Annotated in this window: 16 protein-coding genes and 1 pseudogene; 9 read left to right on the top strand and 8 right to left on the bottom strand. The window is 70.5% G+C overall.

All coding sequences use genetic code 11. From position 1 onward, the window contains the following. Positions 1-113 precede the first annotated feature (113 nt). The 3 genes from E1288_RS10700 to E1288_RS10710 are packed head-to-tail and all read right to left on the bottom strand — an operon-like array spanning position 114 to position 3674. On the bottom strand, positions 114-2276 hold the full coding sequence (locus E1288_RS10700; protein ID WP_132483819.1) for a xanthine dehydrogenase family protein molybdopterin-binding subunit: 2163 nt from the start codon (positions 2274-2276) through the stop codon (positions 114-116). Continuing rightward, positions 2273-3235 carry an FAD binding domain-containing protein gene (locus E1288_RS10705; protein WP_132483821.1) on the bottom strand — a complete coding sequence of 321 codons (963 nt, stop codon included), beginning with the start codon at positions 3233-3235 and terminating at the stop codon, positions 2273-2275. The genes E1288_RS10700 and E1288_RS10705 overlap by 4 nt, the downstream gene beginning before the upstream one ends. Continuing rightward, the gene (locus E1288_RS10710; RefSeq protein WP_132483823.1) at positions 3222-3674 is read right to left on the bottom strand and encodes a (2Fe-2S)-binding protein; all 453 of its coding nucleotides are present in this window, start codon (positions 3672-3674) and stop codon (positions 3222-3224) included. The genes E1288_RS10705 and E1288_RS10710 overlap by 14 nt, the downstream gene beginning before the upstream one ends. A gap of 239 nt (positions 3675-3913) precedes the next feature. Between E1288_RS10710 and E1288_RS10715 the strand changes: the two genes are divergently transcribed. The 3 genes from E1288_RS10715 (at position 3914) to E1288_RS10725 (ending at position 6526) form a co-directional block, all read left to right on the top strand. Continuing rightward, entirely contained in the window at positions 3914-4516 is a 603-nt protein-coding gene (locus E1288_RS10715; protein ID WP_132483824.1) for a TetR/AcrR family transcriptional regulator, read from the top strand. 226 nt (positions 4517-4742) lie between these two features. Continuing rightward, positions 4743-6185, top strand: coding sequence for a GntT/GntP/DsdX family permease (locus E1288_RS10720; RefSeq protein ID WP_132483826.1), 1443 nt, complete (start codon positions 4743-4745; stop codon positions 6183-6185). 128 nt (positions 6186-6313) lie between these two features. Continuing rightward, positions 6314-6526, top strand: a complete 213-nt coding sequence (locus tag E1288_RS10725) for a DUF2277 domain-containing protein (RefSeq protein WP_132483828.1) — start codon at positions 6314-6316, stop codon at positions 6524-6526. Positions 6527-6536: 10 nt separating this feature from the next. Here E1288_RS10725 and catC read toward each other — a convergent pair whose 3' ends face one another. From catC to E1288_RS10745, 4 genes are all read right to left on the bottom strand, one after another. Then, entirely contained in the window at positions 6537-6827 is a 291-nt protein-coding gene (gene catC, locus E1288_RS10730) for a muconolactone Delta-isomerase (RefSeq protein WP_132483872.1), read from the bottom strand. Between the two features lie 103 nt (positions 6828-6930). Next, entirely contained in the window at positions 6931-7782 is an 852-nt protein-coding gene (gene catA / locus E1288_RS10735; protein ID WP_132483830.1) for a catechol 1,2-dioxygenase, read from the bottom strand. Positions 7783-7827: 45 nt separating this feature from the next. Continuing rightward, positions 7828-8931 (bottom strand): mandelate racemase/muconate lactonizing enzyme family protein, encoded by a 1104-nt coding sequence (locus E1288_RS10740; protein ID WP_132483832.1) that lies wholly within the window; start codon positions 8929-8931, stop codon positions 7828-7830. Beyond that, on the bottom strand, positions 8912-9850 hold the full coding sequence (locus E1288_RS10745; RefSeq protein ID WP_132483834.1) for a LysR substrate-binding domain-containing protein: 939 nt from the start codon (positions 9848-9850) through the stop codon (positions 8912-8914). The genes E1288_RS10740 and E1288_RS10745 overlap by 20 nt, the downstream gene beginning before the upstream one ends. 158 nt (positions 9851-10008) lie before the next feature. Between E1288_RS10745 and E1288_RS10750 the strand changes: the two are divergent. Beyond that, positions 10009-10827, top strand: a pseudogene (locus E1288_RS10750) (SRPBCC family protein); the annotation flags it as partial. Here E1288_RS10750 and tnpB read toward each other — a convergent pair. After that, on the bottom strand, positions 10806-11891 hold the full coding sequence (gene tnpB / locus E1288_RS10755) for an IS607 family element RNA-guided endonuclease TnpB (protein WP_132483836.1): 1086 nt from the start codon (positions 11889-11891) through the stop codon (positions 10806-10808). The pseudogene E1288_RS10750 and the gene tnpB overlap by 22 nt on opposite strands. Before the next feature lie 374 nt (positions 11892-12265). Here tnpB and E1288_RS10760 point away from each other — a divergent pair, with 374 nt between their 5' ends. From E1288_RS10760 to E1288_RS10780, 5 genes are all read left to right on the top strand, one after another. Beyond that, positions 12266-13807: an ABC transporter substrate-binding protein gene (locus tag E1288_RS10760; protein ID WP_132483838.1), complete on the top strand. Its 1542-nt coding sequence runs from the start codon at positions 12266-12268 to the stop codon at positions 13805-13807. Positions 13808-13811: 4 nt separating this feature from the next. Beyond that, positions 13812-14756, top strand: coding sequence for an ABC transporter permease (locus E1288_RS10765; protein ID WP_093263634.1), 945 nt, complete (start codon positions 13812-13814; stop codon positions 14754-14756). 23 nt (positions 14757-14779) lie between these two features. Next, positions 14780-15700 carry an ABC transporter permease gene (locus tag E1288_RS10770; RefSeq protein ID WP_132483840.1) on the top strand — a complete coding sequence of 307 codons (921 nt, stop codon included), beginning with the start codon at positions 14780-14782 and terminating at the stop codon, positions 15698-15700. Then, complete coding sequence (locus tag E1288_RS10775) at positions 15697-16680, top strand: ABC transporter ATP-binding protein (protein ID WP_132483842.1); 984 nt, start codon at positions 15697-15699, stop codon at positions 16678-16680. The genes E1288_RS10770 and E1288_RS10775 overlap by 4 nt, the downstream gene beginning before the upstream one ends. Beyond that, positions 16677-17410, top strand: a 734-nt coding sequence (locus E1288_RS10780) for an ATP-binding cassette domain-containing protein (RefSeq protein WP_132483844.1), incomplete at its 3' end; no start/stop codon positions are given. The genes E1288_RS10775 and E1288_RS10780, both read left to right, overlap by 4 nt.

The raw sequence follows: 17410 nt of genomic DNA on the forward strand, positions 1-17410 counted from the left end.
CGATCATCAGCCCGCGCCCAGTTTATCCCGCGCGACTCCCCCGAAACGCCCCGGCTGGCGCGCAACACCCGCTGACCGGTGTTCTCGCACCGGTCAGCGGGCTCTTCAGCGCCTCAGTCGTCCAGGAGGTCCTCGATCGTGATCGGGATGTGGCGGACGCGGGTTCCCGTTGCGTTGTAGATCGCGTTGGCCACCGCCGCCGCCATGCCCACCGTGCCGATCTCGCCCAGGCCCTTCGCCCCGACCGCGTTGTGCAGCGTGTCCGGGTACCGGACGAAGTGGACGTCGGCGTCCGGGATGTCGGCGTTCACCGGGACCAGGTAGCCCGCCAAGTCACCGTTGGCCAGGCGGCCGCTGTCCTCGATCTCCAGGCCCTCGTGCAGCGCCGCCGACACGCCCCAGATCATCCCGCCGAGCGCCTGGCTGCGGGCCGCCTTCTCGTTGATGATCCGGCCGCAGTCGAACACGCCGAGCATCCGCGACAGGCGGGCCTCCCGCGTCCACTTGTGCACGCGGACCTCGCAGAACTGGGCGCCGAACGAGCTGAACGAGTGCTTCGTCAGCTCCTCGCCGGGCGCCGAGGAACCGATCGCGGAGACCGACGAGCGACCCACCGCACGCAGCAGTTCACCGAACTCCATCGCGCGGCCGTCACCGGCCAGCACCCGACCGTCCTCGTAGGACACCTCCGCGCCCTCGAACGGCGCGCCCGGCGACGACGCCACCGCCAGCAGTGCGTCGATCACCTCGGTGGCGGCGATCATGACGGCCGAACCCGCGCTCGCCGTGCCGGTCGAGCCGCCGGACATGCCGCCCGACGGCAACGCCGAGTCGCCCAGCCGCGGCGTGATCCGCTCGACCGGAATCGCCAGCGATTCCGCGCCCACCAACGACAGGACGGTCAGCAGGCCGGTGCCCGGGTCCGAGCCGCTGGTCGCCACCACAGCCGTGCCGTCGGCCCCCAGGGTGATCTCGACGCTGGCCGGGAACCGCAGCGCCGGGAACATCGCGGTGGCCACGCCCATGCCCACGAGCCAGTCGCCGTCGGTGCGCCCGCCGGGCGAGCGGTCCGCCCAGCCGAACCGCTCCGCGCCGGTCTGGAAGCACTCGTCGAGGTGCTTGCTGGACCACTGCAGGTCCTTGCCGGGCGGCGCGATCGAGTTGTTCCGCAGGCGCAGTTCGATCGGGTCCACGCCCAGCTCGACCGCCAGCTCGTCGATCGCGCTCTCCAGCGCGAAGGACCCGGGCGCCTCCCCCGGCGCCCGCATGAACGTCGTCGGCGGGATGTTCAGCGGCACGATCTTCTGGCTGACGGCCAGGTTCTGGGTCGCGTACCACTCCCGCGAGGTGCCGTGCGAGGTCGGCTCCACGAACGACCGGTCCGTCGGCGTGGTGCACCACGACTCGTGGCGCAGCGCGATCAGCGTGCCGTCGGAGTCCGCGCCGAGGGAGATCTTCTGCAGCGTCGCCGGGCGGGTCGCCGTCGCGGTGAAGACCTGTTCCCGGGTGAGCGCGGCCTTCACCGGCCGCCCGAGGGCCTTGGCCGCGGCCGCCGCCAGGAACGCCGGGGTGGAGGTGCGGGCCTTGCCGCCGAAAGCGCCGCCCACGAAGGGATTCAGCGCGCGGACCGACGCGCGGTCCAGGCCCAGCGCCCCGGCGATGTCGGCGGCCTGCAGGTCCGAGCCCTGGTTCCCGCTGTAGATGGTCAGGACGCCGGCGTCCCACACCGCGACCGCGGAGTGCGGTTCCATCGCGGCGTGGTTCTGGGTGGCGGTGCGGTAGGTCGCCTCGATGCGCACCGGGCTCGCCCCCAGCGCGTCCTCGATGGACTCGACGCCGTCCTCGAGGACCGTGATGTCCTCGTTGGACGGCGCGTCCTCGGCCGCGGCGAGGCCGTCCTCGAACGAGGTCAGGGCGGGCCGGGTCCGGTAGGAGACCTCGACCAGCATCGCCGCGTCCCGCGCCTGCTCGAAGGTCTCCGCCACCACGAAGCCGATCGGCTGGCCGTAGTAGGTGACTTCGCGGTCCTGCAGCGGAACCCACATCTCGCCGAAGAGCGGGGAGCTCGGCTTGCGCAGGTCCAGCGGGTCGAACGGCGTGTACACGCCGAGCACGCCGGGCGCGCTCTTCGCCGCCGTGACGTCCATGGCCTCGACCTCGCCGTGCGCGATCGTGCTGAGCACGACGTACCCGTAGGCCATGCCGGGGAAGTTGTTGTCCGCGCCGTACTTCGCCTGCCCGGTGACTTTCAGCGGGCCGTCCAGCCGACTGGTCACAGGCGGCTCCCTTCGGTCAGTTCGAGCAGTGCGCGGACCACGGTCCGCTTCAGCAGGGAAATCTTGAAAGCGTTGCCGGACAACGGCCGAGCGCCATCGGCCGCCACGGACGCCGCGGCCTCGAAGGACTCCGGCGTCGCGGGCGCGCCACGCAGGGCCTCCTCGACCGCGGGCAGCCGCCACGGCACGGTCGCCACGCCGCCGACCGCCACCCGGGCGTCGGCGATGCGCTCGTCCTGGACATCCAGCGCCACCGCGGCGGAGCAGAGCGCGAACTCGTAGGACTGCCGGTCGCGCACCTTGACGTACGTGGAGCGCGACGCCCAGTCCAGCCGCGGCACCACGACCTCGCCGATCAGCTCGCCGGGGCGCAGATCGTGCTCCACCTCCGGCGAATCGCCCGGCAGGCGGTAGAAATCGGCCAGCTTCACGGTGCGGCTCCCGGCGGCGCTGAGCAGCCGGACCTCCGCGTCGAGCGCGACCAGCGCGACCGCGAGGTCGCTGGCGTGCGCTGCCGCGCACGAGTCGCTGGTGCCCAGGACCGCATGCATCCGGTTAGCACCCGAGATCGCCGGGCATCCGCTGCCCGGTTCCCGCCGGTTGCAGGGCGTGGCGACGTCGCGGAAGTACGTGCACCTGGTGCGCTGCATCAGGTTCCCGCCGATGCTGGCCATGTTGCGCAGCTGCTGGGAGGCGCTCTGCAGCAGGGCACGGGAGACCGCCGGGTACACGCCGGGGTGCTCGGCGACGTCGCTCATCCGCTCGAGCGCGCCGATGCGCAGCCCGTCGCCGGTGTCGATGCCCCGCAGCGGGAGCTCGTTGATGTCCTGGACCTGTTGCGGCGCGAGGACGTTGAGCTTCATCAGGTCGACGAGGGTGGTGCCGCCGGCCAGGAACGTGCCGGGCGAGGCGAGCACGGCTTCGACGGTCGTCGGTGCCGTGAGTTCAAAGGGACGCATCGGCCTGCCTCGCTTGTTCGATCGCCGCGACGATGTTCGGGTAGGCAGCGCAGCGACAGATGTTGCCGGACATGAACTCCCGGACGTCCTCGACGCCCTGCTCGACCGCGGCGACGGCCGACATGACCTGACCGGACGTGCAGAACCCGCACTGCAGGGCGTCCTGGTCGACGAACGCCTGCTGGACCGGGTGCAGCTCGTCGCCGCCGGAGAGGCCCTCCACCGTCGTAACCGGTCGCTTCACGGTGGCGGCGAGGGTCAGGCACGAGAGCACGGGCCTGCCGTCGACGTGCACGGTGCAGGCACCGCACTGGCCGCGGTCGCAGCCCTTCTTCGGGCCGGTGACGCCGAGGTTCTCCCGCAATGCGTCCAGCAGCGTCACGCCGGGATCGACGTTCAGCCGTTCGGCCCTGCCGTTGACTTCGAGTGAGATGTCCACTTGATCTCTTCCCCGCCGGCCGCCCGCGCAGGGCGACCGCAGCGGTGTCGCTTGTGGTGGTGGGAGCAGAACTGGGACCATCACCGAAACCGGATATTCATCCGTTTCGGCCCCTCCTCGACGCTAGCGGATACTTATCCGCTCTGCAAGGACGATACGGCCCCGAAGGTAGCCGCAGGTCGACGGCCGGTTGTGCATTACATTCCAGGGAGGAACGCGGCAGCCAACCGGGAGGGGCGATGACGACGGGCTCGGTCAGTTCCCGACGCGCGGACACCCGGCGCAACCACGAGCTCATCCTCACCGCGGCGGCGAAATCGCTGGCCGGTTCGGGAGCGGTTTCGTTCAACGCCATCGCGAAGCAGGCCGGCGTGGGCGTCGGCACGGTGTACCGGCACTTCCCCACCCCGGAGGCGCTCGTCCTGGCCGTGTACCGGCGCGAGCTGCAGCACCTCGTCGACGTCGTCCCGAGCCTGCTCCGGCAACACCCGCCGGAACAGGCGTTCCGGATCTGGACGGCCGACCACCTGACGCATTACATGATGACCAAACGAGGCCTGGCCGGAGCCCTCGGCGCGGCCACCTCGTCGCACGGCGACATGTTCGCGAAGGCCCACGAGGCCATGGTCGGCGCGGTCGCCACGCTGCTGGACGCCAACGTCGAGGCCGGGACCGTCCGCGCCGACCTGGACCCGGAGACGGTCCTGCGCGGGCTCGGCGGCCTGCTCTACCTCGACCCCCGCGACGACTGGCGGGGCCCGACCGAGAAGCTCATCGACCTGCTGTGGCGGGGTATGTGCACGGGAAAGTGCCACCTCGACGACGGCGGCCGACCGGCTTGACCCGCCTAGCGCGTCGCTTCGCAGCGGCCCGCCCGTGATCGTCCTGAATGGACATGCTCATCTTCGAGCCGTCTTGCCGCGCAGTCGCCGCGGACCGCTCGCGCAGCGCCGCCGTTCGACCGGTTCTGGCCGCAAGGTCAACAGGCCCTCGGGCTCCAACTGGTGCAACGTGGGACAACGGCTGCCATGACGGACCTGGCACTCCGGTGGCGCGAAGGAGCGCGACATGCTCAGCTCGAACACTCCCTTCCCGGCTGACACGATCCACGAGCCGTGGACCGGTCACGACACCCAGACCCTCGTCGTGGCGGCGATCGGGATCGCCATCGTGGTGCTGCTGATCGTCGTGGCGAAGATGCACGGCTTCCTCGCGCTGACCATCGGGTCCTTCTTCGTCGGGATCGGGTCCGGCATCGGACTGGACGAGGTCGCCGGCTCGTTCGAGAAGGGCGTCGGCGACGTGCTCGGCAGCGTCGGCGTGCTGATCGTGCTCGGTGCGATGCTCGGCAAGCTGCTCGCCGACTCGGGCGGGGCCGACGAGATCGTGGACAAGATCATGACCGGGGGCCGCCGCGGGCTGCCGTGGCGAATGGCCCTGATCGCCTTCATCATCGGCATCCCGATGTTCTTCGAGATCGGCCTCGTTCTGCTGATCCCCGTCATCATGCTGACGATCCGCCGGTCCAGGCTGCCCGCGATGTACCTGGCGATCCCGGCTCTCGCCGGCCTCTCCGTCCTACACGGCTTCATCCCCCCGCATCCGGGGCCGCTGGTGGCGATCGCGAACCTGCGCGCCAACGTCGGAATCACCCTCGCCATCGGCCTGATCATCGCGGTCCCCACCGTGATCATCGCCGGACCGCTGTTCGGCGTGGTGGCGGCGCGCCTGGTGCCCATCGGTGCCCTCGGCGCGGGCGGGAACCTCATCGGGCCCGGGTCGGGCGCAGGCTCTCCGGGCAGCACCGAGGGTGGCACGGTGCCGGGCGAGCCGGAGCGCACGCGTCGCCCGAGCTTCACCTGGACCCTCATCACGGTTCTCACCCCGGTGGTGCTGATGCTGGTCCGCGCCGCGGCCGACGTGTGGATGAGCGAAACCGCGTGGATCTACCCGTTCCTGCAGTTCATCGGGGAACCGATCGTGGCGTTGCTGATCGCCGTGCTGCTGGCGATGGTGACGTTCGGTACGGGTGTCGGATTCACGCCGCTCGCCCTGACGACGAAGCTGGGCGAGAGCCTGATGCCGATCGTCGGTGCCACGATGATCGTCGGAGCCGGCGGTGGCTTCAAGCAGGTGCTCGTGGACGGTGGCGCCGGCAACGCGATCGGGAAGCTCGCCGTGGCGGCGAGCCTGTCCGCGCTGCTGCTCGGCTGGATGGTGGCGGTGCTGGTGCGGCTGGCGACCGGGTCGGCCACGGTGGCGACCGTGACCGCGTCGGGCATCGTGGCCCCCTTCGCCGTCGGTCTGCCGCCGACGCAACTGGCTCTGGTCGTGCTGGCCATCGGTGCCGGCTCCCTGTTCTTCTCCCACGTCAACGATGCCGGCTTCTGGCTGGTCAAGGAGTACTTCGGCATGACCATCGGCCAGACCATCAAGTCCTGGTCGGTGATGGAGACGATCATCTCGGTGGTCGGCCTCGCCCTGACGCTCCTGCTGTCGACGTTCCTCTAGGGCAGCAGGCGTTCTTCGCCCGCACGCGTGGGCACTGGCACTAGCATGACGGGGTCGGCCCCAGGGCCGTCCCCGTTCACCGGTCGTCGCCCCGGCGAAAGCTGGGGAAACCTACCCAGGAAATGCTCATGTGCCGCAGCATCAAGACGCTCCGCCCGCCCTACGCCGAAGACGTCACCGAAGTGGACATCCGGGCGGCCGCGTTGCAGTACGTCCGTAAGATCTCCGGGTTCCGCAAGCCCGCCGCGCACAACGAGGCCGCCTTCGAACAGGCGGTGGACGACATCGAGAAGGCCACCGCGAAGCTGCTGGCGTCCTTGGAGGTCCGCGGCTCCCGGTGACTGCCGCCCGTCAGGAGCCGAGCAGGGCGATGTCGGACGGGTGCTGGGCCAGCGGGGTCACCTCGATGGTCATGTACGGGAACAGCGGCAGGTTCCAGAGGATCTCGTGCAGCCGCTCATTGTCGGCCACGTCGAAGACGCTGAGGTTCGAGTACTGCCCGACGCAGCGCCAGATGTGCACCCACTCCCCGCCCTGCTGCAACTCCTGCGAGTACGCCTTCTCCCGCGCGAGCGTGTCGGCCTTCACCGCCGGATCCATCCCGGCCGGGAGGTCGACGTCCATCGTCACCGCGAACAGCACGGTCAGTCCTTCCTGAGATTCCTCGCCCCGGTGCGGGGCGCCCTCGACCAAATTTCTCGGCGAGGTGGCGCCCCACCCCGTTCGATTGATCACTGCCGACGGGTCACTGGGGGTCCAGGACGAAGTCGTAGGTGACCTCGTTCGCCCCGCTGCCGGGGTTGGGCCGGGGGTCCAGGACGAGCTCCGGCTTGACCGCCTGGGCGATGTCGTCGGCGACGTGGGCCCCGCCCTTGAAGTACAGCTGGGTGGTGATCAGCTGGTGGCCGGGGGCGGAGACCTTCAGGTGCAGGTGCGCGGGCCGCCAGGCGTGCCAGCCCGCGGCGGCGATCAGCTTGCCGCACGCGCCGTCGGTGGGGATCTGGTACGGCGCCGGCTGCACGGTCCGGATCTTGAACCGGCCCTGCTCGTCGGCGATCACCGTGCCGCGCAGGTTCCACTCCGGCAGGCCGGGCGCGTACTGCGAGTAGTAGCCGAGGTCGTCGGCGTGCCACATCTCGATCTTCGCCCCGGCCAGCGCCTGGCCGGACACGCTAGTGACCTGGCCCTGGAACAGCAGCGGGGTGCCCGGCTCGTCCGGCCGCATCGGGAGGGTGGCCTCCGCGGGCAGCTCCGGCGAGTCCGGCACGTAGTACGGGCCCTCGATGGTGCCCTTGGAGCCCTGCCGGTCCTCGTTGGCCACCTCCTCGACGACGTGCTCGATCCACACGTCCAGGAACAGCGGCCATTCGCCGTCCTGCCCGACCTGGATCAGCCACGCCTTGAGCGCGTCGTACTCCGCGTAGGTGACCTGCTGCCGCCGGATCACGTCGTGCACCGCCCGAATGACCTCCGTGGCCAACGCGTCGACCCGCTCCTTGCTGGTGGCGGCGGTCGTCTGCTTCTCCCGGAAGCGCTGGGTGGCCGCCGCGCCAGATGCGGCGGCGGTCGCGGTCTGCGCGGAGAGGTTCGTCGTCATGTCACCGATTCCTTTGCTCAACAACGTTGTCGATGGGTTCCCGGCTCAGCCGTCCTGGCGGTAGTGCGCCAGCTTCCCGGGGTCGATGTCGATGCCGATGCCCGGCTGCGCGCGGACCTGGACGGTGCCGTCGCTGATCCGCACCGGCTCGGCGAGCAGGTCGTCGCTCATGTCCAGGAAGTTGGACAGCTCCCCGGGCCGCTGCGACGTCAGCTGGTACGCGGCGCCGAAGGCGACGCTGCACATGGTTCCGATCTGCCCGTCGATCTGGTTGCCCATCACCACTTCCACGCCCAGTCCCTCGCACTGGAACAGCACGCGCTGCGACGTGGTGAAGCCGGTGCGGGCGGTCTTGATGCTGATCGCGGTGGCGGCGCCGGCGAGCAGTTCCCGGGTCACCTCGCCCGGGCAAGTGACGCTTTCGTCCGCCACGAACGGGATTTCGCTGTGCTGCACCAGCCAGCGCCGCCCCAGCACGTCGTCGGCCGGGCAGAGCTCCTCGGCGAGGGTGAGCCCGAGGTCGGACATCTCGCGCAGGGCGCGGGCGGATTCCGACGCGGTCCAGCCGCGGTTGCCGTCGACGTAGAGCTCGACGTCGTCGCCGAGCCCGGCCCGCAGCGCCCGGCAGGCCTCGACGTCCACTGTGTACGGCTTGCGGCCGACCTTGACCTTGAAGGTGGTGATGCCGTACTCGGCCCGGATCCGTTCCGCCTCGGCGACCATCTGCTCCGGCGCGGCGAAGCCGACCATGTGCGAGACCCGCATCCGGTCGGTGTAGCCGCCGAGCAGTTCGGTCACCGGCAGCCCGAGCGACTTGCCGATGACGTCCCACAGCGCCATGTCCAGCGCCGCCTTGGCCGTCGGGTTGCCGACCGTCCGGTGCAGCCGCGCGTGGATCGCCTCCCGCTCCAGCGCCGACATGCCCACCACCTCGGGCGCGAACAGCTTGTCGATCGCAGCGACGATGGATTCCTGCGTCTCGCCGTAGGTGAACGGCCGCGGCGGCGCCTCGGCGACCCCGACCAGCCCGTCGTCGGTGTGCACCCGCACCAGCACGTGCTCGGCCACGTGCACCTCGCCGCTGGCGAAGCGCAGCGGCTTGCGGTACGGGATGGCGAACGGGATCGCCTCAATTCGCGTGATCTTCACGTGCTTCCTCGATGTCCTGGATGTCGTCGTGGCCGACGAACACGTCGTTGGCCGCGAGCGTGGTCAGCAGGTTGCGCAGCAGCGGCGAGTCGTCCTCGGCGCGCCAGGCCAGTGCCAGTTCGACGCTTTCGGCGTCGGGCACCGGCACGAACACCACGCCTTCCAGCGGAAAGGCCTGCACCGAGGCCGGGGCGAGCGCCACCCCGAGGCCGGCCGCGACCAGCGCGACCTGGGTGGAGGCCTCCCCGACCTCGTGCGCGCAGTTCGGGTAGAACCCGGCCGCCAGGCAGCTGCGCACCACCGCGTCGTTGACCACCGAGCGCAGCGCGGCGGAATACATGATGAACTGCTCCGCCCGCAGTCGCGCCATCCCGACCTCGGGTTCCCCGGCGAGCGGGTGGTTCTCCGGCAGCACGAGCACCAGTGGCTCGCGCGCGATGGTGCGGTGCGCGATGCGGTCCTCGCGGGTCGGCGGGCGCAGCATCCCGACGTCGATCTCGTTGCGCAGCAACGCCTTCTCCTGCGCCGGGGTGAGCAGGTCCGGGTGGATCTCCAGCTCGACCCCGGGCAGGTCGCGCTTGACGATGTGCGCCAGCCGCGGCAGCTGCCGGTAGGACGCCGACCCGGTCAGCCCGAGCCGGAGCACGCCGTGACATCCGTCCGCGAGCCGCTTCACGCGGCGCGCCGCGTCGTCGATCGACTTCAGGATGCGCAGCGCGTCGTCGTGGAAGACCGCACCCGCAGGCGTCAGCTGCACCTGCCTGGTCGTGCGGGCGAACAGCTCGGCGCCGAGTTCGGCTTCCAGCTGCCGGATCGCTTGGGACAGCGGGGGTTGCGCCATGTTCAGCCGCTTGGCCGCCCGCCCAAAGTGGCGCGTCTCGGCCACCGCGACGAAGTAGCGCAGGTGTCGCAACTCCACTGCCGCACCTCCTCCCGCCAGGCCGTGTGGCCGCGACCACAACGTCGTTCGTCCAGGTCAGCGTAGGTCCACCATTCAGCTCGAACAAATACTCATTCCCGATCGATTGGTATGTCCCGGATATCAATCGGCCCTAGGTCGGGACTGGGGGTTTTCCCGGCAGCCTCAACCCCGACGTCAAGCCGCTCGCCGAGCACCTGGGCGAGGCGACCAAGATCATCGACATGGTGGTGGACCAGTCCCCGGAGGGGCTGGAGGTGCTGCGCGGCGCCTCCACCTACGTCTTCGACGGCAACTGGAAGCTGCAGGCCGAGAACGGCGCCGACGGGTACCACGTCTCCGCGACGCACTGGAACTACGCGGCCACGACCGCCCGCCGCACCTCCGGGGAGTCCAGCAACGACACCAAGAACATGGACGCCGGCACCTGGTCCCGGCAGAAGGGCGGGTTCTACTCCCTCGAGCACGGCCACCTGCTGCTGTGGACGGAGTGGGCCGATCCCAGCAACCGGTCGCTGAACGAGAAGCGCGACGAGCTCGTGGCGCGGTTCGGCGAGGACCGGGCGAACTGGATGATCGGCTACTCCCGGAACCTGTGCCTGTACCCGAACGTCTACCTGATGGACCAGTTCAGCTCGCAGATCCGGCACTTCCGGCCGATCTCGGCGGACAAGACCGAGGTCACCATCTACTGCATCGCCCCGAAGGGCGAGAGCGCCGAGGCCCGCGCGAACCGGATCCGCCAGTACGAGGACTTCTTCAACGCCACCGGCATGGCCACCCCGGACGACCTGGAGGAGTTCCGGGCCTGCCAGCACACCTACCGGGCCACCGCCGCCCCGTGGAACGACCTCAGCCGCGGCGCGGTGCACCAGATCGCCGGCGCCGACGAGGACGCGAAGCGGCTGGGCATCTCGCCGATCGCCAGCGGGGTGCGCACCGAAGACGAGGGCCTCTACCGTTCACGAAACGTATAAAACGTGTCGTGAGTCGGCACCTTGCGGTGTCGACGTTGGCCCGCGTACTTCGGCGCGGGTCTTCCCGTGGCGATACCCGCCGCCCGCGCAGTGCGGGCCCGGCGGCGGTTTTTGACCATGCCCGCAACGTTGAGGTCTTCCAGCACGATCGCACCGAAGGTCCGCACCAGCCAGGTGGTGAGCTTGTGCAGTCCATCGCGGCGCGCGTTGGCCACCTGAGCGTGCAGTTTTTCGATGCGGGCTTGGGTTTTGCGCCAGCGGTTCGACGGCTTCTGCCCACTTCGGCGGTCCGGGCCAGTGCGTCGGGAGGCTTGCCGCTGTAACCGCCGCAACTCACGCAGGGCTACTTCCAGGTGCTTCGGATTCGCGATCACCTCACCAGTGGACAGCACGGCCAAAAACTTGACCCCGAGATCCACACCCACCGTCACATCAAGCCGGGCCGAGGCCGGGTCGTCGCGGATGATCTCTACCGAGAACGACACGAACCAGCGCCCCGCCCGGTACGACACCGTCGCCGAACGGATACGCGCCCTCCCGCGCTCCACGTGGCGAGCGAGCTTGCGGGTGGACTCGTGAGTGCGCACCACCCCGATGCGGGGCAGCTTCACATGCCGCCGATCGCCGTCGACCAGACCGAAGCTGCCGGTAGTGAACCGGCACGACAACCCAGCCCGCTTCCCCTTAAACCGAGGAAAACCGAGCTTGCGGCCTCTGCGTGTGCCCTTCTTCGAGTCGTCCCAGTTCCTCAGCGCGGTCGCCAGGTTCGCCAGACCAGACGAGTACGCCTCCTTCGAATTTTCCTGCCACCACGGCGCAACCGCGTCCTTGGCCTGGTTCCAGCCCTTCCGCAAGCCGTATGCCGACCAACTCACAAGCGGCGTCAACCCGTCAGCGTCCAGGCCGTACGACGCTTCTGCCCTCCGCTGATCAAGACTGGCCTTGACCCTGCCGAGCCCCCAGTTGAAAGCGAACCGCTGCGCACCACAATGCGACCGCAACCCGGCCTCCTGCCCCGGGCTTGGGTCCAGCGCAAACCGATACGCCTGCAACACCATGCTCATCACCGGCAACCGTACCGACGAGCACCGACAGCGCCGCTGCCTGCCGACCGCTGCGAGGCTGCCGGGCGCTCCGCTTCGCCGGGGTGCTCCAGGAAGCCGCCACCGGCTCCCGCATCGCACCGGTGGTGCGCAACCCGCGCTAGAAACCCGGCACATCGAACCGGCCGCCGCACGGGGTCTGCACCGATCAACACCCGTTCGGCGGCCATGGTTTCGCCCTATTCGTCCGTTCGTCCAGGGCTATTTGATTCTGTGATCCAGCTCTCCTTGAATAGGGCGACCGATCACGAGACCTCCGACTCGGGCCGCACCACCAGGCGTGCTCGCGCAGGACGACCGCCGACGCCGTACTCGCCGAAGAGCCGGAGGTCCGGGTGCCCGCACATCGCAAGTTCCTCGCCGCAGCAGCCATTTTCGCGCTGCTCGCGCTCACCGCGGCGTGCGGGGGCATCAACACCGAGGCGACCGGATCGGCCTCCGGCGGTGCCGGCAGCACCTTCCGGTTCGCCTACTCCGTCGGCCCCAGCCGCTACGACCCGCACCGCGCCTCGTCCAGCTTCGACAACGCCTCCCTGTTCCCGGTCTACGACCGCCTGGTGCACCTGACCACCGCCGCCGAACCGGTGCCCGGCCTGGCCACCGGCTGGCAGTACACCGACGGCGGCAAGCGGCTGGTCTTCGAACTGCGGCCGGGCGTGCGGTTCCACGACGGCACCCCGTTCGACGCCGCCGCCGCGAAGGCGAACCTGGACCGCGCCCGCACGCTGCAAGGCTCGACCGTCGCCTCTGAGCTGAAGGCGGTGGAACGGGTCGACGTGCTCGGCCCGCTGACCATCGCGCTGGCGCTCACCTCGCCGGACAGTTCGCTGATCGGCGTGCTCTCCGACCGGGCGGGGATGATGGTCAGCCCCGCGGCGTTCGACGACCCGCAGCTGGACCTGCGGCCGGTCGGCGCCGGGCCGTACCAGATCGTCAGCTACAGCCCGAACGACCGCGTCGTGCTGCGCCGCTTCCCGGGCTACTGGGATCCCGCCGCCCAGCAGGTCGAGACGATGGCGGTCGTCATCCAGCCCGACACGACGACGCGGATGAACGCGCTGCGCGCCGGCGAGGTCGACGCCGCGCTGCTGCAGGGGAACCAGGTCGCCGAGGCCCGGCAGTACGACCTCGGCGTCGTCGGGGACGTGACCCTCGCCTTCTACCACCTGCAGCTCAACCGCACCCGCGCCGAGTTCGGCGACATCCGGGTGCGGCGCGCGCTCAACCACGCGATCGACCGCGACGCCATCATCCACGGTGTGCTGTTCGGCAACGGCAAACCGGCCGCGCAGCCCTTCCCGCCCGGCTACTACGCGCACGACCCGGACCTGCCCGATCCCTACCCGTACGACCCGCAGAAGGCGCGGCAGCTGCTCGCCGAGGCCGGGCTGGCCGGCGGTTTCGAGTTCGAGGCGATCGTGCCCAACACCGATCCCGGCACCGCCGTCGCCGTGCAGGAACAACTGGCCGACATCGGGGTGCGGATGAAGATCCGCGAGGTCTCCTCCAGCGAAGCGGCCGACCTGTTCTACGGCAGGCAGCAGGGCGACGCGATGGTCGCGCCGTGGGGCGGGCGCGCCGATCCGATCCAGACCCTCGCACTGCTCTACTCCAGCAAGGGATTCTCCAACCCCGGCGGGCACACCACGCCCGAGCTGGAGCAGCTGATCGGGCAGGCCCGGCGGACCATCGACCCGGCGGCGCGCACCGAAATCCTGCACCGGATCGACCGGATGGTCCTGGACCAGGCACTGGACGTGCCGGTGGTCTTCGCCGACACCAACTACGGGCACGCCGCGCGCGTCACCGACCTCCGCAGCTGGTTGTCCAACAAGCCCGAGTTCCGCGGCGTCGGCGCGGCCGGAACGGGGAGGTGACCGGGTGCTACAGCTCGTTGTCCGCCGCCTGGCGGCGATGGTGCCGCTGCTGTTCCTCGTTTCGCTGATCGTGTTCGGACTGGTGCTGCTGGTGCCCGGCGACCCGGCCATCACCATCGCCGGGGAGAACGCCACCCAGGCCCAGATCGAGGCGACCCGCGAACGCCTCGGGCTCAACGACTCGCTGCTGGAGCAGTACTGGCGCTGGGCGAGCCACGCCGTCCAGGGCGACCTGGGCACGTCGATGTTCAGCAACCGCAGCGTTTCCGGCGCCATCGCGGAGCGCTTCCCGGCCACCGTGTCGCTGACCGCGGTCGCCATCGTGATGGCGCTGCTGATCAGCGTGCCCGCCGCGGTCGCCGCGGCCACCAGCCGGGGCCGCTGGCTGGACCGGTTCGCCACGGTCGGCACCTCGGTGGGCGTGGCCATGCCGAACTTCTGGCTCGGGCTGCTGCTGGCCACCGCGCTGGCGCTGAACCTGCGGCTGCTGCCCGCCACCGGGTACGTGCCGCTGGACGACGATCCGGTCGCCTGGCTGGCGCACCTCCTGCTGCCCGGCTTCACGCTGGGCCTGGCGGCCGCCGCCGAACTCACCCGCCAGCTGCGCAGCTCGCTGATCGACGTCTTCGACCAGGACTACCTGCGCACCGCCCGCGCCAAGGGCCTGCGCACCACCAGCGTCATCGCCAAGCACGCGCTGAAGAACGCGGCCACGCCGGTGGTCACGGTGCTGGGCATGCGGATCTCGGTGCTGCTGGGCGGAACCGTTGTCGTCGAGCAGATCTTCGGCATCCCCGGCCTCGGCCAGCTGGCGATCACCGCCGTGCTGCAACGGGATCTGCCGATGGTGCAGGGCGTCGTCGTGGTCACCGCCGTGATGGTGATGCTGGCCAACCTGGCGGTCGACCTGTCCTACGGCTACCTCAACCCGAAGGTGCGAGCGCAGTGAGCGCCGGCGAGGGAGGAGCGGAGTTGACCGACACCACGCAGCGGTGGACGCGGCACGTCGCCGCGGAGACCACCGCGGATGACCTCGGCCCGCCGCAGTCGCCGAGGCAGCGGTTCTGGCGCCGCTTCCGGCGGCAGCGCCCGGCGGTGCTCGCGCTGCTGTTCTTGCTGCTGCTGACGGCGATCGCGGTGTTCGCGCCGCTGCTGGCCCCGGCGGATCCCGATGACCAGAACCTGCGCAACGTGCTCGCCGCGCCGGGCGCCGACGGGTACCTGCTGGGCACCGACCAGTTCGGCCGCGACATGCTCAGCCGGATGCTGGTGGCCAGCCGCATCTCGCTGCTCGCCGCGGTGGAAGCCGTCGGCGTCGCGGTCGTGCTCGGGGTGCCGCTGGGGCTCGTCGGCGCCTACCTCGGCGGCCGGTTCGACCGCTGGGTGGTGCGGTTGGCGGACGCGTTCATGAGCTTCCCGCCGCTGATCCTGGCGGTGGCGATCGTCGCCGCGCGCGGCCCGGGCCTGACCAACGCGATGTTCGCGGTCGGCCTGGTCACCGCGCCGCGCCTGCTGCGCCTGGTGCGCAGCTCGGTGCTGTCGGTGCGGGAGGAGACCTACATCGAGGCGGCCCGCAGCATCGGCACACCGGCGGGCCGCATCATCCGCCGGCACGTGCTGCCCAACGTGCTGTCGCCGCTGCTGGTCCAGCTCTCGCTCGTCGCGGCGTTCGCGATGCTCGCGGAGGCGACGCTGAGCTTCCTCGGCCTCGGCGTGGTGCCGCCGCAGGCGAGCTGGGGCTCGATGTTGCAGGAGGGCGCGAGGTTCGTGTCGCTGGCGCCGCACCTGGTGGTCCTCCCCGGCGTCGCCATCGCGCTGACGGTGCTGGCGTTCAACGTTCTCGGCGACGGGCTGCGCGATTCGCTGGGCCGGGAGATCAGGAGCGGTCGATGAGCGTGCTGCAGGTGTCCGACCTCGACGTCCGGTTCGCCACCGACCGCGGCTGGGCCACGGTGGTCGAAGGCGTGTCGTTCGCCGTCGAAGCCGGGGCGACGCTGGGCCTGGTCGGCGAATCCGGCTCCGGCAAGACCGTCACCAGCCTGGCGATGCTGGGCCTGCTGCCGCCGCGGACCAGCCGGGTGTCCCGCGGCAGCATCCGGCTCGACGGCACCGAGCTGGTCGGCATGCCGCAGAAGCGGCTGGCCGACATCCGCGGCAACGACATCGCGATGATCTTCCAGGAGCCGATGTCGTCGCTGAACCCGGCGTTCACCATCGGCGACCAGATCGCGGAAACCGTGCGGCGGCACCGCAAGGTGTCCCGCAAGGCTGCGATGAGCCGCGCCGTCGCGGCGCTGGACCAGGTCGGCATCCCGAACGCGGCGCGCCGGGTGCGCAGCTACCCGCACGAGTTCTCCGGCGGGATGCGGCAGCGGGCGATGATCGCGATGGCGATCTGCTGCGAGCCGAAGGTGCTCGTCGCCGACGAACCGACGACGGCGCTGGACGTGACGATCCAGGCCCAGATGCTCGACCTGCTGCGGCAGATGCGCGACGAGCTCGGCATGGGGATGGTGTTCATCACCCACGACCTGGGCGTGGTCGCCGACATCTGCGACCGGGTGGTGGTGATGTACGCCGGGCAGGTGGTGGCGGCCGACGACGTCGACCACCTCTTCAGCCTCCCGCCGCACCCCTACGCCGAGGGCCTGCTGGCCGCCATGCCGCAGGTCGGCGGCGCGGAGCGGCTGGCCACGATCCCCGGCCAGGCCCCGACGCCGGGCGCCGTGCCCGACGGCTGCCGCTTCCACCCCCGCTGCCCGTACGCCGCCGACCGCTGCACCGCCGGTGCCCCGGAGCTCCGGCCGTTCGACCTGCACCGCGCCACCCGGTGCGTCCGCTCCGACGAACTCCTGTTGCGAGGCCCGGCATGACCGCACTGCTCGAAGTCGAGGACCTGTCGGTGAGCTTCCCGTTGCAGCGCGGCCTGTTCCGGCGCGGGTCGCGGCTGCGCGCGGTGGACGGGGTGTCCTTCGAGGTGGCCGCCGGGGAGATCCTCGGGCTGGTCGGCGAGTCCGGCTCCGGCAAGTCGACCACCGGCCGGGCCCTGATGCGGCTGGTCGAACCCGACGGCGGCGCGGTCCGGCTGCGGGGCACCGAGCTGACCGCGCTCGGCGGCCGCGAGCTGCGGCGGCACCGCAGGCACATCCAGATGGTGTTCCAGGACCCCTACTCGTCGCTGGACCCGTCGATGGTGGTCGCCGAGAGCGTCGGCGAACCGCTGGAGGTGCACGAGGGCCTGCGCGGCAAGGCCCGCGACGAACGGGTCCGGGACCTGCTGGTGCGGGTGGGCCTATCGCCGCGCCACCTGGAGCGCTATCCGTACGAGTTCTCCGGCGGGCAGCGGCAGCGGCTGGCGATCGCCCGCGCGCTGGCGGTGGACCCGGGCGTCGTGGTCTGCGACGAGGCGGTGTCCGCATTGGACGTTTCGACGCAGAACCAGATCATCAACCTGCTGGAGGAACTGCGCGCCGAACTGGGCACCTCGTACCTGTTCATCTCGCACGACCTGTCGGTGGTGCGGCAGCTCGCCCAGCGCGTGGCGGTGATGTACCTGGGTCGGCTCGTGGAAGACGGCCCGTCGCAGCGCCTCTACTCCCATCC

This window comes from Saccharopolyspora elongata (assembly GCF_004348985.1).
In the GTDB taxonomy this organism is placed as follows: domain Bacteria; phylum Actinomycetota; class Actinomycetes; order Mycobacteriales; family Pseudonocardiaceae; genus Saccharopolyspora; species Saccharopolyspora elongata.

Bases quoted from the DNA above. Each gene is read 5' to 3' on its own strand.
- E1288_RS10705 (WP_132483821.1), bottom strand. From the start codon at position 3,235: ATGCGTCCCTTTGAACTCACGGCACCGACGACCGTCGAAGCCGTGCTC.
- E1288_RS10715 (WP_132483824.1), top strand. From the start codon at position 3,914: ATGACGACGGGCTCGGTCAGTTCCCGACGCGCGGACACCCGGCGCAAC.
- E1288_RS10720 (WP_132483826.1), top strand. From the start codon at position 4,743: ATGCTCAGCTCGAACACTCCCTTCCCGGCTGACACGATCCACGAGCCG.
- E1288_RS10725 (WP_132483828.1), top strand. From the start codon at position 6,314: ATGTGCCGCAGCATCAAGACGCTCCGCCCGCCCTACGCCGAAGACGTC.
- catA (WP_132483830.1), bottom strand. From the start codon at position 7,782: ATGACGACGAACCTCTCCGCGCAGACCGCGACCGCCGCCGCATCTGGC.
- tnpB (WP_132483836.1), bottom strand. From the start codon at position 11,891: ATGAGCATGGTGTTGCAGGCGTATCGGTTTGCGCTGGACCCAAGCCCG.
- E1288_RS10775 (WP_132483842.1), top strand. From the start codon at position 15,697: ATGAGCGTGCTGCAGGTGTCCGACCTCGACGTCCGGTTCGCCACCGAC.